A 13,057-nucleotide genomic window follows, 5' to 3' on the forward strand; every position below is an offset into this window, starting at 1 on the left:
CACAAGATGTTTAGTTTTATTGCCCGCCGATTGGGGTTATTGATCCCCACGTTCTTCGGCATCACCTTGCTGACTTTCGCGTTGATTCGCATGATTCCAGGCGACCCCGTGGAAGTGATGATGGGCGAACGTCGAGTCGACCCCGAAATGCACGCTCAGGCAATGGAACGCCTAGGTCTGAACAAACCCCTGTATGCCCAATACCTGGATTACATCGGCAAACTGGCTCACGGCGATCTCGGGGAGTCCCTGCGTACCCGCACCAGTGTCTGGACCGAGTTCACCTCCCTCTTCCCCGCGACCCTGGAACTGTCCATGGCCGCCCTGTTATTCGCCGGCATCCTGGGGCTTCTGGCCGGGGTGATTGCGGCACTCAAGCGAGGATCCCTGTTCGACCATGGGGTGATGGGCATCTCCCTGGCGGGGTACTCGATGCCCATCTTCTGGTGGGGCTTGATCCTGATCATGTTCTTCTCGGTGTCCCTGGGCTGGACCCCGGTGTCAGGGAGGATCAACCTGCTCTATGACATCGAGCCGCGGACCGGTTTCATGCTTATCGACACGCTGCTGGCCGATGACGTCGGTGCGTTCTTCGATGCCCTGCATCACCTGATTCTGCCGGCCATTGTGCTCGGCACCATCCCACTGGCAGTGATCGCGCGGATGACCCGTTCTTCGATGCTCGAAGTGCTGCGTGAAGACTACATCCGTACCGCCCGCGCCAAAGGCCTGTCGCCATCGCGCGTGGTGTTCGTTCACGGCCTGCGTAACGCGCTGATTCCGGTACTGACCGTGGTCGGCCTGCAAGTCGGCACATTGCTGGCCGGTGCGGTGCTGACCGAAACCATCTTCTCCTGGCCCGGCATCGGCAAATGGCTGATCGAAGCCATTGGCGCACGAGACTATCCCGTGGTGCAAAACGGCATCCTGTTAATCGCCTGCCTGGTGATTCTGGTCAACTTCGTGGTGGACATCCTCTACGGTTTTGCCAACCCACGCATTCGTCACCAGCGCTGAGATCATTATGACCATGACCCCTTCAATTCCAGCGGTAGCAGTCGATCAAAGCCTGCTGTATCCGTCTCCGTACAAAGAATTCTGGCAAGCATTCTCCAAGAACAAAGGCGCCGTCGCCGGCCTGATGTTTATGCTGCTGGTGATTTTCTGCGCACTGTTCGCCCCTTGGGTGGCACCGCATAACCCGAGCGAGCAGTACCGCGACTTCCTGCTGACCCCGCCGTCCTGGCTGGCAGGTGGGCAACTCCAGTTCCTGCTCGGCACCGATGAATTGGGTCGCGACCTGCTGTCGCGGCTGATCCACGGTTCGCGCCTGTCCCTGCTGATTGGCTTGTCGTCGGTGGTGATGTCGCTCATTCCGGGCATCCTTTTGGGTCTGTTCGCCGGATTCTTCCCGCGCTTGCTCGGCCCGACCATCATGCGTCTGATGGACATCATGCTGGCCCTGCCGTCCCTGCTGCTGGCGGTGGCGATTGTCGCCATCCTCGGCCCTGGCCTGATCAACACCATTATTGCCATCGCCGTGGTTTCGTTGCCGTCTTATGTTCGTCTGACCCGCGCCGCGGTGATGGGCGAATTGAACCGCGACTACGTGACCGCCGCGCGCCTGGCCGGTGCCGGTCTGCCACGACTGATGTTCGTCACCGTGCTGCCCAACTGCATGGCGCCGCTGATCGTTCAGGCCACCTTGAGTTTCTCTTCGGCGATTCTCGATGCCGCCGCACTGGGCTTCCTCGGCCTTGGCGTACAACCGCCAACCCCTGAGTGGGGCACCATGCTGGCTTCAGCTCGCGACTACATCGAACGCGCCTGGTGGGTCGTCAGTCTGCCTGGTTTGACCATTTTGCTCAGCGTGCTGGCAATCAACTTGATGGGCGACGGCCTGCGCGATGCGCTAGACCCGAAACTCAAGAACGCCGCCTGAGGAGATTCAAATGTCACTGTTAGAAATCAAGAATCTCAACGTTCGCTTCGGCGACAATAACGCCGTTCCGGTGGTCGACGGTCTCGACATTACCGTGGACAAGGGCGAAGTGCTGGCCATCGTTGGCGAGTCGGGTTCCGGTAAGTCCGTGACCATGATGGCGCTGATGGGCCTGATCGAACATCCAGGAATCGTCTGCGCCGACGCCCTGAATTTCGACGGCAAAAACATGCTCAAACTCAGCAACCGTCAGCGCCGGAAAATCGTCGGCAAGGACCTGGCCATGGTTTTCCAGGACCCGATGACTGCGCTGAACCCGAGCTACACCGTCGGTTTCCAGATCGAAGAAGTGCTGCGCCTGCATTTGAAAATGTCCGGCAAGCAAGCCCGCGCACGCGCCATCGAACTGTTGGAAAAAGTAGAAATTCCGGGCGCCGCCAGCCGTATGGATGCTTATCCGCATCAACTGTCCGGTGGTATGAGCCAGCGTGTGGCGATCGCGATGGCGATTGCCGGCGAACCGAAACTGTTGATCGCCGACGAACCGACCACGGCACTGGACGTCACGATTCAGGCGCAAATCATGGACCTGCTGTTGGCCCTGCAAAAAGAGCAGAACATGGGCCTGGTGCTGATCACTCACGACCTCGCAGTCGTGGCCGAAACTGCTCAGCGCGTGTGCGTGATGTACGCCGGCCAAGCGGTCGAAGTGGGTCAGGTGCCTCAGCTGTTCGACATTCCGGCGCACCCCTACAGCGAAGCGCTGCTTAAGGCGATTCCGGAACACAGCCTGGGCGCCAACCGCCTGGCGACGCTACCGGGCATCGTTCCCGGTCGTTATGACCGTCCCCAGGGTTGCCTGCTGTCGCCGCGCTGCCCGTACGTGCAGGATGCTTGCCGTCAGCAACGTCCAACCCTTGACCCGAAAAGCAACAGCCTCGCCCGCTGCTTCTACCCGTTGAATCAGGAGGTGGCGTAATGGCCGTCGTACTTACCGCCCGCGACCTGACCCGTCATTACGAAGTGTCCCGTGGCATGTTCAAGGGCCATGCGACCGTTCGCGCTCTGAACGGTGTGTCGTTCGAACTGGAAGCCGGCAAGACCCTCGCTGTCGTCGGTGAATCGGGCTGTGGAAAATCCACCCTGGCCCGTGCCCTGACGCTGATCGAAGAGCCCTCCTCCGGCTCTTTGAAGATCGCCGGACAGGAAGTCACCGGTGCGAACAAAGCTGAACGCAAGCAACTGCGCAAAGACGTGCAGATGGTGTTCCAGAGCCCTTACGCATCGTTGAACCCTCGACAAAAAGTAGGTGACCAGCTCGGCGAGCCGCTGCTGATCAACACCAACCTGTCAGCGGCCGAACGTCGCGAAAAAGTGCAGGCGATGATGAAGCAGGTGGGCTTGCGTCCTGAGCACTACCAGCGTTATCCGCATATGTTCTCCGGCGGTCAGCGCCAGCGGATCGCCCTGGCCCGCGCGATGATGTTGCAGCCTAAAGTGCTGGTCGCGGATGAACCGACCTCAGCGCTGGACGTATCCATTCAGGCGCAGGTGCTGAACCTGTTCATGGACTTGCAGCAAGAGTTCAACACCGCGTACGTGTTCATCTCCCACAACCTGGCGGTGGTGCAACACGTCGCCGATGACGTGATGGTGATGTACCTCGGTCGCCCGGTGGAAATGGGCCCGAAGAACGACATCTACGAGCGTCCTCTGCACCCGTACACCCAGGCGTTGCTGTCGGCCACACCGACCATTCACCCGGACCCGAACAAGCCGAAAATCAAGATCGTCGGCGAATTGCCCAACCCGCTGAACCCGCCGTCCGGCTGTGCATTCCACAAGCGCTGCCCGTACGCGACCGAACGTTGCAGCACTGAAGAGCCGGCCCTACGCCTGCTCGACAGCCGCCAGGTAGCTTGCCACTACGCCGAGCAATTCCTCGACGGCGCGGCATAAAAAAACGCGCCTCAATCACTGAGGCGCGCTTTTGTAGCGTTAACCGACCCCCTTCTGCCTGGGCTGCGCATCAGGCCGATAGAAGGGGGTTTTCTTTTGCCTGTTATTTAAGCCCCTTCATCCTCGTCGGTGTCCGGTTCGTCAGTGGTCGAGTCGTCATCGTCCTTGCTACCACCCTGATCCTGGTCGCCCGGTTCCGATTCGGATCTGGCGATCATCAGGGCAGTGTGCGTCACCGGCCCGCTTGAGGCCTGCTCACCGGGGTCCTGGCACTCTGCCCACGCCGCCGACATGCCAACGGACAGCATCACCAAAACCTTAAACAACAGCACAATGCGTTGAAAAATGCTCATAGCCGATTCCATCCTTTGTTGGGTGAAGCATGGGGTGCCTGTGTGGCGCTGGATAAAATCTAGTTCTGATCAGCGCAGTTCTCCAGATAGGACGCTAGCAAATGGATGAAAATAGCATTGCTTGGGAGATTGGTTTTGAATAGGGGTTATGCCGAAAAGAAAAAAAAGGCGAAGCCCGAAAGCTTCACCTTTGCTGTGACCGAACATCTAGCGCTTAGTGATGCTCGCGCGTCGCACGGAATTTCACGTCCGGCCAGCGCTCTTCCATCAACGCCAGGTTCACCCGCGTCGGGGCCAGGTAGGTCAGATGACCACCGCCGTCGATGGCAAGGTTTTCCACAGCCTTGATCTCGAACTCTTCGAGCTTCTTTTTATCGCTGCAATCGATCCAGCGCGCGGAATAGACCGTAATCGGCTCATAAGAGCACTCGACCTTGTATTCCTCTTTCAAACGGCTGGCGACCACATCGAACTGCAGCACACCGACGGCGCCGAGAATGATGTCGTTGCTGCGCGTAGGGAAGAACACTTGGGTCGCGCCCTCTTCCGCCAGTTGCTGCAGACCCTGACGCAGTTGCTTGGATTTCAGCGGATCGCGCAGGCGCACGCGACGGAACAGTTCCGGGGCGAAGTGCGGGATACCGGTGAAGCCCAGGACTTCGCCTTCGGTGAAGGTGTCGCCGATCTGGATGGTGCCGTGGTTGTGCAAACCGATGATGTCGCCGGCGAAGGCTTCTTCCAGTTGCTCACGCTCGGAGGAGAAGAAGGTCAGCGCATCGCCGATCCGCACGTCCTTGCCAGTGCGCACGTGGCGCATCTTCATACCTTTTTCGTACTTGCCGGAACAGATACGCATGAAGGCGATACGGTCGCGGTGTTTCGGGTCCATGTTCGCCTGGATCTTGAACACGAAGCCGGCGAATTTCTCTTCAACTGGCTCAACCGTGCGCTCGTTGGCAACACGGGCCAGCGGTTTCGGCGCCCAGTTGACCACGGCGTCGAGCACGTGATCGACACCGAAGTTGCCCAGTGCAGTGCCGAAGAACACCGGGGTCAGTTGGCCGTCGAGGAATTCCTGTTGATTGAATTCGTGACAGGCGCCCTGCACCAGTTCCAGCTGATCGACGAAGCGATCGTACTCGTCGCCCAAGTGGGCGCGGGCTTCATCGGAGTCGAGCTTCTCGATGATTTTCACATCGGTGCGCTCGTGGCCATGGCCAGCGGTGTACACGATGATGTAGTCGTCGGCGAGGTGGTACACGCCTTTGAAATCACGGTAGCAACCGATCGGCCAGGTGATCGGCGCTGCCTTGATCTTCAGGACCGCTTCGATTTCGTCGAGCAGTTCGATCGGGTCGCGAATGTCACGGTCGAGTTTGTTGATGAAGCTGACAATCGGCGTGTCACGCAGACGGCAGACGTCCATCAGCGCGATGGTCCGTGGCTCTACACCCTTACCGCCGTCGAGGACCATCAATGCCGAGTCCACCGCCGTCAGGGTGCGGTAGGTATCTTCGGAGAAGTCTTCGTGGCCCGGGGTGTCGAGCAGGTTGATCATGTGCTCGCGATACGGAAACTGCATGACCGACGTGGTAATCGAAATACCACGTTGCTTTTCCATTTCCATCCAGTCGGAGGTGGCATGGCGGTCAGATTTGCGAGATTTCACCGTGCCCGCAATCGCAATCGCCTTGCCCATCAGCAAGAGCTTCTCGGTGATGGTGGTTTTACCGGCATCGGGGTGCGAAATAATGGCGAAAGTGCGGCGTTTCGCGACTTCGGCGGCCTGTTTGGTCATGGGAAATCGCCTGGCAGGTGATTCAAAAAAGGGCGCAGATTATAGCCCAAGTTGATCCAAGAACCGAACCGTTGAGCACATTAAGGGTGGCCAAATGCTGCCACAGATGGGAACCTTTTAAAGCACGGAGACGTCCACTCCCCCGTAACGACCACTCGTCGGGGGCCTGAAATACCCGCAAATCAGCCTGACGAGGCTGTGCTCATGGCTCGATATCACGCCGCTTTGCCGGCCTGAACGAGCTGCTTCTCGCGATCATTTTTTCGGCAGCCAAGTAAGGCGTTGCCACACGAAAGAGTGTTCGCCGACTGAAAATAGGAGTCTGCCTGTGGCTATTCGCTATGGCAAAGGGCTGATAGGAGGTGCGGTTGTCGTCGCCCTCCTGGCCCTGCTGGTCCACTGGATTGGCATCAACACGATCGAACATTACCGCGACGATTTGTTGTTTTACCTGCAAGCTCATTTGGTTCTCGTCCTCGCTTCCATGCTGGCCGCCCTCGTTGTAGGCATCCCCGCGGGTATCTTTCTCAGCCGCCCGACTATGGTGGGCCACGCTGAACGCTTCATGCAGATCTTCAACATCGGCAACACCGTGCCGCCTCTTGCCGTACTGGCCATCGCCCTGGGTATCCTCGGCATCGGCAGCGGCCCCGCTATCTTCGCCCTGTTCCTCGCCTCGCTGTTGCCGATCGTGCGTAACACCTATGAAGGCCTGAAAAACGTCCAGGGTTCGCTCAAGGAAGCGGCCGTCGGCATCGGCATGACACCGACTCAGGTGTTGTGGCGGGTCGAACTGCCGAACGCCGTGCCGATCATCATCGGTGGCGTGCGCGTGGCGCTGGCGATCAACGTCGGTACCGCACCGCTGGCGTTCCTGATTGGCGCCAACAGCCTGGGCAGCCTGATTTTTCCTGGCATCGCCCTGAACAATCAGCCGCAACTGCTGCTCGGCGCGGCCTGCACCGCCCTGCTGGCCTTGCTGCTCGACGGCCTGGTGACACTCGCCAGCCGCCTCTGGCTCGAACGCGGCCTCCGCCCGTCTTAAGCCTCGGCAAAGGAAAACTCATGAAAAAAATATGCTTATTTTTAGGCTGCGCCCTGCTGTTCGCGGGATTTGCCCACGCCGCTGATAAACCGGTCATCCGTATCGGTGCCCGCGTGTTCACCGAGCAGACGCTGCTGGCAGAAATCACCTCTCAATACCTGCGCACCAAAGGTTATGCCCCCCAAGTGACGGGAGGCTTGGGCAGCAACCTGGCCCGCAGCGCCCAGGAAAGCGGTCAACTGGACATGCTCTGGGAATACACCGGCGTTTCACTGGTGTCTTATAACCACATCAGCGAAAAACTCGACAGCGCTCAGTCATACGCCCGAGTCAAAGAACTCGACGCGAAGAAAGGCCTGACCTGGCTCACCCCATCGAAGTTCAGCAATACCTACGCGCTGGCCTTGCCGGAAAACACCGCGAAGGCCTACCCGCAGATCAACACCATCAGCGACCTGAACACGGTGCTGCAGGCTGAGCAGAAGGAAAATCATCTGGTAGCACTGGACACCGAATTCGCCAATCGCTCCGACGGACTGGACGGCATGGTCGAGCTTTACGGCATGAACCTGACCCGCAGGAACATCCGTCAGATGGACGCCGGACTGGTCTACACCGCGCTGCGCAATGGCCAAGTATTTGCCGGCCTGGTCTATACCACCGACGGTCGATTGAGCGCGTTCAAGCTCAAGTTGCTCGAAGATGACAAGCATTACTTCCCGGACTACACCGCCGCGCCAGTGGTGCGTCAGGATTACCTCGACGCGCATCCCAAGCTTGCCGCAGAACTCAAGCCGCTGGCCGAGCTGTTCGATGACGAAACCATGCGCCAGCTCAATGCGCGGGTCGATGTCAATCATGAAAGCCCTTCATCCGTTGCCGCAGACTTCCTGCGCCAGCATCCCTCGCTTTCCAATAAGTAGCCGGAGGAAGAAAAGCCATGGAATTTCTGAACGCCTTTTCACATCTCGACTGGCCTCTGGTGCTGCACCTCACCCTGCAGCACATTACCCTCGTCGGTATTGCCGTGACGCTGGCAATTCTGGTGGGCGTACCGCTGGGCATTCTGATGACCCGCTTCCCAACGCTGGCCGGCCCTTTGCAAGCCAGCGCCACGGTGCTGCTGACGATACCGTCGATTGCCCTGTTCGGCCTGCTATTGCCGATCTACTCCACATTCGGCCAGGGCCTCGGTCCGATGCCGGCGATCACCGCCGTGTTTCTGTACTCGCTGCTGCCGATCATGCGTAACACCTACCTCGCCCTGACCGGCGTCGAACCGGGCATTCGCGAAGCCGCACGTGGTATCGGCATGACCTTCGGCCAGCGCTTGCGCATGGTCGAACTGCCGATCGCCGTGCCGGTAATCCTCGCCGGTGTGCGCACCGCCGTGGTCATGAACATTGGCGTCATGACCATCGCCGCCACCATCGGCGCCGGTGGCCTTGGTGTACTCATTCTCGCTTCCATCAGCCGCAGCGACATGTCGATGCTGATCGTCGGCGCCGTGCTGGTCAGCCTCCTGGCCATCTTCGCCGACCTGCTTCTGCAATGGCTGCAACGCACGCTGACTCCAAAAGGACTCCTGAAATGATCGAACTTCAAAACCTCAGTAAGACCTTCCAAAGCAACGGCAAAGATGTGAAAGCCGTGGACTCGGTAAGCCTGACCGTCAATGAAGGCGAGATCTGTGTGTTCCTCGGGCCATCGGGTTGCGGCAAAAGCACCTCGCTGAAAATGATCAATCGCCTGATCAAGCCGACCTCCGGCAAGATCTTGATCAACGGCGAAGACACCACTGACCTCGACGCCGTGACCCTGCGCCGCAACATCGGTTATGTGATCCAGCAGATCGGTCTGTTCCCGAACATGACCATCGAGGAAAACATCACCATCGTTCCGCGCCTGCTGGGCTGGGACAAACAGAAATGCCACGACCGCGCTCGCGAGCTGATGAGCATGATCAAGCTGGAACCCAAGCAGTACCTGAATCGCTACCCGCGTGAATTGTCCGGTGGCCAGCAGCAACGGATCGGGGTAATTCGTGCCTTGGCAGCGGATGCGCCACTGTTGTTGATGGACGAACCGTTCGGCGCGGTCGACCCGATCAACCGCGAGATGATCCAGAACGAGTTCTTCGAAATGCAGCGCGCGCTGAACAAGACCGTGATCATGGTCAGCCACGACATCGATGAAGCCATCAAGCTGGGCGACAAGATCGCAATCTTCCGCGCTGGCAAACTGCTGCAAATCGATCACCCGGACACGCTGCTCGCGCACCCGGCGGATGACTTTGTCAGCAACTTCGTCGGCCAGGACAGCACCCTCAAGCGTCTGTTGCTGGTGAAAGCCGAAGATGCGGCGGACAACGCTCCGTCGGTGAGCCCTGAAACCCCGGTGGCCGAAGCCCTGGAGTTAATGGACGAACTGGACCGTCGCTACGTGGTAGTCACTTGCGCCGAGAACAAGGCCTTGGGCTACGTTCGCCGTCGCGACCTGCACCGCCAGACGGGCACGTGCACGCAATACCTGCGCGAGTTCAACGCCACTGCGGCGTACGACGAGCATTTGCGCATCCTGCTGTCGCGCATGTACGAGTTCAACCGTTCGTGGCTGCCGGTGATGGATGCGGAGCGGGTGTTCCTGGGTGAAGTGACGCAGGAATCGATTGCCGAATATTTGAGCTCCGGCAAGTCCCGAGGGGGCAAGACCAACATTGTTTCGCCTGCTGAAGTGGCTGAGCAGGCCGCAATGGCCTGACGCCCCCTACTGCTCGCTCCCACGTTCTGCGTAGGAGCGAGCATTGATGGGAACATCACACTGTCATGCAGGTCGGTTACATCAGTAGCTGTCCAGGACCGCACGACGGATGTGTGCAAAAACGCGACATTTTTTGTTGATCTCAAACCCCTCACGCCCTAAAGTTCGCGCCGAACGTCCATGCTGGAAACGATCCATCCGGCTCAAGTACTGACGACGAGACAGCAAGGCCAAGGGAAAGCACCGCTTCCCATGGCCTTTTTGCTTTCGGCGACATGCCTTGGGAAGTAGGCGAACCAAAGTGGGGATACGGAGGACGTTCATTTGCACCCATTGATTAATTTAGTTTGCCAGTAGGAGATCCCAGCATGTCGATCAACGTCGAAGACTATTACGCGCGCGAAACCTTCCAGAAAATGAAGGCTTTCGCCGACACGCAAGAAACCCCATTCGTGGTAATCGACACCGCGATGATCAGCCAGGCCTATGACGACCTGCGCGCCGGTTTCGAATTCGCCAAGGTCTACTACGCGGTCAAGGCCAACCCGGCCGTCGAAATCATCGACCTGCTCAAAGGAAAAGGCTCGAGCTTCGACATCGCCTCGATCTACGAGCTGGACAAAGTGATGGACCGCGGCGTCAGCGCCGACCGTATCAGCTACGGCAACACCATCAAAAAATCCAAGGACATCCGCTACTTCTACGAGAAGGGCGTGCGTCTGTTCTCCACCGACTCCGAAGCCGACCTGCGCAACATCGCCAAGGCGGCACCGGGTTCGAAAGTCTACGTGCGCATCCTGACCGAAGGTTCGACCACCGCTGACTGGCCTTTGTCGCGCAAATTCGGCTGCCAGACCGACATGGCCATGGACCTGCTGATCCTCGCGCGCGACCTGGGCCTGGTGCCGTACGGCATCTCGTTCCACGTCGGTTCGCAACAGCGCGACATCAGCGTCTGGGACGCGGCAATCGCCAAGGTCAAAGTGATCTTCGAACGCCTGAAAGAAGAAGACGGCATTCACCTGAAGCTGATCAACATGGGCGGCGGTTTCCCGGCCAACTACATCACCCGCACCAACAGCCTGGAAACCTACGCTGAAGAAATCATCCGCTTCCTCAAGGAAGACTTCGGTGACGAACTGCCGGAAATCATCCTGGAGCCAGGCCGCTCGTTGATCGCCAACGCCGGCATCCTGGTCAGCGAAGTGGTGCTGGTCGCCCGTAAATCCCGTACCGCGGTAGAGCGATGGGTGTACACGGATGTGGGCAAGTTCTCCGGCCTGATCGAAACCATGGACGAAGCCATCAAGTTCCCGATCTGGACCGAGAAGAAAGGCGAAGTGGAAGAAGTGGTCATCGCCGGCCCAACCTGCGACAGCGCCGACATCATGTACGAGAACTACAAGTACGGTTTACCGCTGAACCTGGCGATTGGTGATCGTATGTACTGGTTGTCGACCGGTGCTTACACCACCAGCTACAGCGCGGTTGAATTCAATGGCTTTCCACCGCTGAAGTCGTTTTACTTGTAAGCACTACGCGTAGAAATGAAAAAGCCCATGACGTGTCATGGGCTTTTTTATATCTGAAGTAGGAGCTGCCGAGTGCAACGAGGCTGCTCCTACAGAGGAGCGAGTTCCAACGTCAAGTCGGCGTAGCGTCGAGCATAATCTGTTGCCAAAGCACAAATCTGCGGATCTATCGCGCTCGACAATGCCTTGCTCGCCACCCGCAAAAAATTCAGATTCCCACCGTCCAGGGCCTTGCGTAACCAGACCAATGCCTCGTCGATATTGCCTTCATCCGCCAGCACAGCGGCATAACTGAACTGCCCGCGAAAATCCCCGCCATCCGCCGAACGTCGATACCAGTCACGCGCAGTTTGCGGATCCGCCGGGCAAACCCGCCCGTCTTCCAGATAGCGCCCCAGCAGGTTCATCGACTTTGCATGTCCCAACTCAGCCGCGTGGCGATACAAATCAAGCGCTTGCAACTGATCCTCAGTCACCCCGCGCCCGGTAGCCAACAGGTTGGCGTAGTTGTACATCGCCCAATCCAGCCCGGCTTCGGCGGCCTGGCGATAATGCCCTGCAGCCACCGAAACATCGGCAACGCAACCCCAGCCATGTTCATGACAACGACCGAGCATGTTGCGCGCCATCAAATGCCCGCCGTGGGCGGCGATCTCGAACCAGCGTACAGCCAGCGGCTGATCCTGCTCGATGCCCTGTCCATCCAGCAGGATCTGCCCGAGCAAGGCCTGAGCATCGAGAACACCTTCGCGGGCGGCGATCAGAATTGCCTGCGCAGCGCGCGCCGGGCTTTCCTCGAGCATGGCTTTGAGCCGATCACCATCGAGGACTTCCTCGCGGCGCAGTTGATAACTCATACCTCGACCCAGCGACGCAACAGGTTGTGATAGGTGCCGGTGAGGCGAATCAGCGAAGGGTGGTCGGGCATGTCTTGGGTCAACTGCTGGATCGCCCCGTCCATCTCGAACAGCAAGGCGCGCTGGCTGTCTTCGCGGACCAGGCTTTGGGTCCAGAAGAACGAGGCGTAGCGGGTGCCGCGCGTCACGGCGTTGACTTTATGCAGGCTGGTGCCGGGGTACAGAACCATGTCGCCGGCCGGCAACTTCACCCGTTGGGTGCCGAAAGTGTCCTGGACTTCCAGTTCGCCGCCGTCGTAATCCTCCGGTTCGCTGAAAAACAGAGTGGCCGACAAATCGGTGCGCACCCGCTCGATGCTGCCCTTGGGCTGTCGCACGGCGTTGTCGATGTGAAAGTCAAAACTGCCGCCGGCCGTATAACAGTTCAGTAACGGAGGGAAGACTTTGTGCGGTAACGCCGCTGACATGAACAGCGGATTTTTCCACAGCCGTTCCAGCATCGCCGCGCCGACTTCCTTGGCCAGCGGATGACCTTCGGGCAGCTGCAGGTTGTGCTTGGCTTTGGCCGACTGGTATCCGGCGGTGATTTTGCCGTCCGCCCAATCTGCCTGCTCCAGAGCCTCGCGGATGCGCTGCACTTCTTCTTTCGCGAACACGCCTGGAATGTGCAGCAGCATGGGATGACACCTGAAGACAAAGAGCCGGCAATGGTATTGATTCTTATTGCCCGTGTAAAACCCCCATGACGAACGAGACAGCAAAAACCGTAAGGGTAAATTGTAAAGAATGTAAATTTAATGCGAATAATAAA

13 protein-coding genes are annotated in these 13,057 nt (G+C 58.7%); 9 read left to right on the forward strand and 4 right to left on the reverse strand.

The window, feature by feature from the left end:
• Positions 1-6: 6 nt before the first annotated feature.
• The 4 genes from ACXPVS_RS02075 to ACXPVS_RS02090 are packed head-to-tail and all read left to right on the forward strand — an operon-like array spanning position 7 to position 3,901.
• Positions 7-1,017, forward strand: coding sequence for an ABC transporter permease subunit (locus tag ACXPVS_RS02075; RefSeq protein ID WP_458508422.1), 1,011 nt, complete (start codon positions 7-9; stop codon positions 1,015-1,017).
• A 13-nt stretch (positions 1,018-1,030) separates the two neighbouring features.
• Positions 1,031-1,942, forward strand: a complete 912-nt coding sequence (locus ACXPVS_RS02080) for an ABC transporter permease subunit (protein ID WP_458508517.1) — start codon at positions 1,031-1,033, stop codon at positions 1,940-1,942.
• Between the two features lie 10 nt (positions 1,943-1,952).
• Positions 1,953-2,921, forward strand: coding sequence for an ABC transporter ATP-binding protein (locus ACXPVS_RS02085; RefSeq protein ID WP_458508423.1), 969 nt, complete (start codon positions 1,953-1,955; stop codon positions 2,919-2,921).
• Positions 2,921-3,901 (forward strand): peptide ABC transporter ATP-binding protein, encoded by a 981-nt coding sequence (locus ACXPVS_RS02090; RefSeq protein ID WP_458508424.1) that lies wholly within the window; start codon positions 2,921-2,923, stop codon positions 3,899-3,901. Before ACXPVS_RS02085 ends, ACXPVS_RS02090 begins: the two co-directional genes overlap by 1 nt.
• Before the next feature lie 107 nt (positions 3,902-4,008).
• On the opposite strand, the gene ACXPVS_RS02095 is transcribed toward ACXPVS_RS02090, so the two are convergent.
• Both ACXPVS_RS02095 and ACXPVS_RS02100 read right to left on the reverse strand, forming a co-directional pair.
• A complete protein-coding gene (locus ACXPVS_RS02095) occupies positions 4,009-4,254 on the reverse strand; it encodes a hypothetical protein (protein ID WP_458508425.1) in 246 nt (81 codons plus the stop codon).
• 214 nt (positions 4,255-4,468) lie between these two features.
• Positions 4,469-6,052: a peptide chain release factor 3 gene (locus ACXPVS_RS02100; RefSeq protein ID WP_458508426.1), complete on the reverse strand. Its 1,584-nt coding sequence runs from the start codon at positions 6,050-6,052 to the stop codon at positions 4,469-4,471.
• A gap of 328 nt (positions 6,053-6,380) precedes the next feature.
• Between ACXPVS_RS02100 and ACXPVS_RS02105 the strand changes: the two genes are divergently transcribed.
• From ACXPVS_RS02105 to ACXPVS_RS02125, 5 genes are all read left to right on the forward strand, one after another.
• On the forward strand, positions 6,381-7,097 hold the full coding sequence (locus ACXPVS_RS02105; RefSeq protein WP_458508427.1) for an ABC transporter permease: 717 nt from the start codon (positions 6,381-6,383) through the stop codon (positions 7,095-7,097).
• 20 nt (positions 7,098-7,117) lie between these two features.
• Complete coding sequence (locus ACXPVS_RS02110; protein ID WP_458508428.1) at positions 7,118-8,020, forward strand: glycine betaine ABC transporter substrate-binding protein; 903 nt, start codon at positions 7,118-7,120, stop codon at positions 8,018-8,020.
• A 17-nt stretch (positions 8,021-8,037) separates the two neighbouring features.
• Positions 8,038-8,691 carry an ABC transporter permease gene (locus ACXPVS_RS02115; RefSeq protein ID WP_458508429.1) on the forward strand — a complete coding sequence of 218 codons (654 nt, stop codon included), beginning with the start codon at positions 8,038-8,040 and terminating at the stop codon, positions 8,689-8,691.
• The gene (locus tag ACXPVS_RS02120; RefSeq protein WP_458508430.1) at positions 8,688-9,857 is read left to right on the forward strand and encodes an osmoprotectant ABC transporter ATP-binding protein OsmV; all 1,170 of its coding nucleotides are present in this window, start codon (positions 8,688-8,690) and stop codon (positions 9,855-9,857) included. Before ACXPVS_RS02115 ends, ACXPVS_RS02120 begins: the two co-directional genes overlap by 4 nt.
• Before the next feature lie 368 nt (positions 9,858-10,225).
• Positions 10,226-11,389 (forward strand): type III PLP-dependent enzyme, encoded by a 1,164-nt coding sequence (locus ACXPVS_RS02125; RefSeq protein WP_458508431.1) that lies wholly within the window; start codon positions 10,226-10,228, stop codon positions 11,387-11,389.
• Positions 11,390-11,478: 89 nt separating this feature from the next.
• Here ACXPVS_RS02125 and ACXPVS_RS02130 read toward each other — a convergent pair whose 3' ends face one another.
• Positions 11,479-12,246: a tetratricopeptide repeat protein gene (locus ACXPVS_RS02130; RefSeq protein WP_458508432.1), complete on the reverse strand. Its 768-nt coding sequence runs from the start codon at positions 12,244-12,246 to the stop codon at positions 11,479-11,481.
• Positions 12,243-12,923 (reverse strand): Fe2+-dependent dioxygenase, encoded by a 681-nt coding sequence (locus tag ACXPVS_RS02135; protein WP_458508433.1) that lies wholly within the window; start codon positions 12,921-12,923, stop codon positions 12,243-12,245. Before ACXPVS_RS02135 ends, ACXPVS_RS02130 begins: the two co-directional genes overlap by 4 nt.
• Positions 12,924-13,057: the final 134 nt, after the last annotated feature.

Source organism: Pseudomonas sp. Ma2-10, assembly GCF_054330215.1.

Bases quoted from the DNA above. Each gene is read 5' to 3' on its own strand.
- ACXPVS_RS02115 (WP_458508429.1), top strand. From the start codon at position 8,038: ATGGAATTTCTGAACGCCTTTTCACATCTCGACTGGCCTCTGGTGCTG.
- ACXPVS_RS02130 (WP_458508432.1), bottom strand. From the start codon at position 12,246: ATGAGTTATCAACTGCGCCGCGAGGAAGTCCTCGATGGTGATCGGCTC.
- ACXPVS_RS02110 (WP_458508428.1), top strand. From the start codon at position 7,118: ATGAAAAAAATATGCTTATTTTTAGGCTGCGCCCTGCTGTTCGCGGGA.
- ACXPVS_RS02120 (WP_458508430.1), top strand. From the start codon at position 8,688: ATGATCGAACTTCAAAACCTCAGTAAGACCTTCCAAAGCAACGGCAAA.
- ACXPVS_RS02090 (WP_458508424.1), top strand. From the start codon at position 2,921: ATGGCCGTCGTACTTACCGCCCGCGACCTGACCCGTCATTACGAAGTG.
- ACXPVS_RS02080 (WP_458508517.1), top strand. From the start codon at position 1,031: ATGACCCCTTCAATTCCAGCGGTAGCAGTCGATCAAAGCCTGCTGTAT.
- ACXPVS_RS02135 (WP_458508433.1), bottom strand. From the start codon at position 12,923: ATGCTGCTGCACATTCCAGGCGTGTTCGCGAAAGAAGAAGTGCAGCGC.
- ACXPVS_RS02095 (WP_458508425.1), bottom strand. From the start codon at position 4,254: ATGAGCATTTTTCAACGCATTGTGCTGTTGTTTAAGGTTTTGGTGATG.
- ACXPVS_RS02075 (WP_458508422.1), top strand. From the start codon at position 7: ATGTTTAGTTTTATTGCCCGCCGATTGGGGTTATTGATCCCCACGTTC.
- ACXPVS_RS02100 (WP_458508426.1), bottom strand. From the start codon at position 6,052: ATGACCAAACAGGCCGCCGAAGTCGCGAAACGCCGCACTTTCGCCATT.
- ACXPVS_RS02125 (WP_458508431.1), top strand. From the start codon at position 10,226: ATGTCGATCAACGTCGAAGACTATTACGCGCGCGAAACCTTCCAGAAA.
- ACXPVS_RS02085 (WP_458508423.1), top strand. From the start codon at position 1,953: ATGTCACTGTTAGAAATCAAGAATCTCAACGTTCGCTTCGGCGACAAT.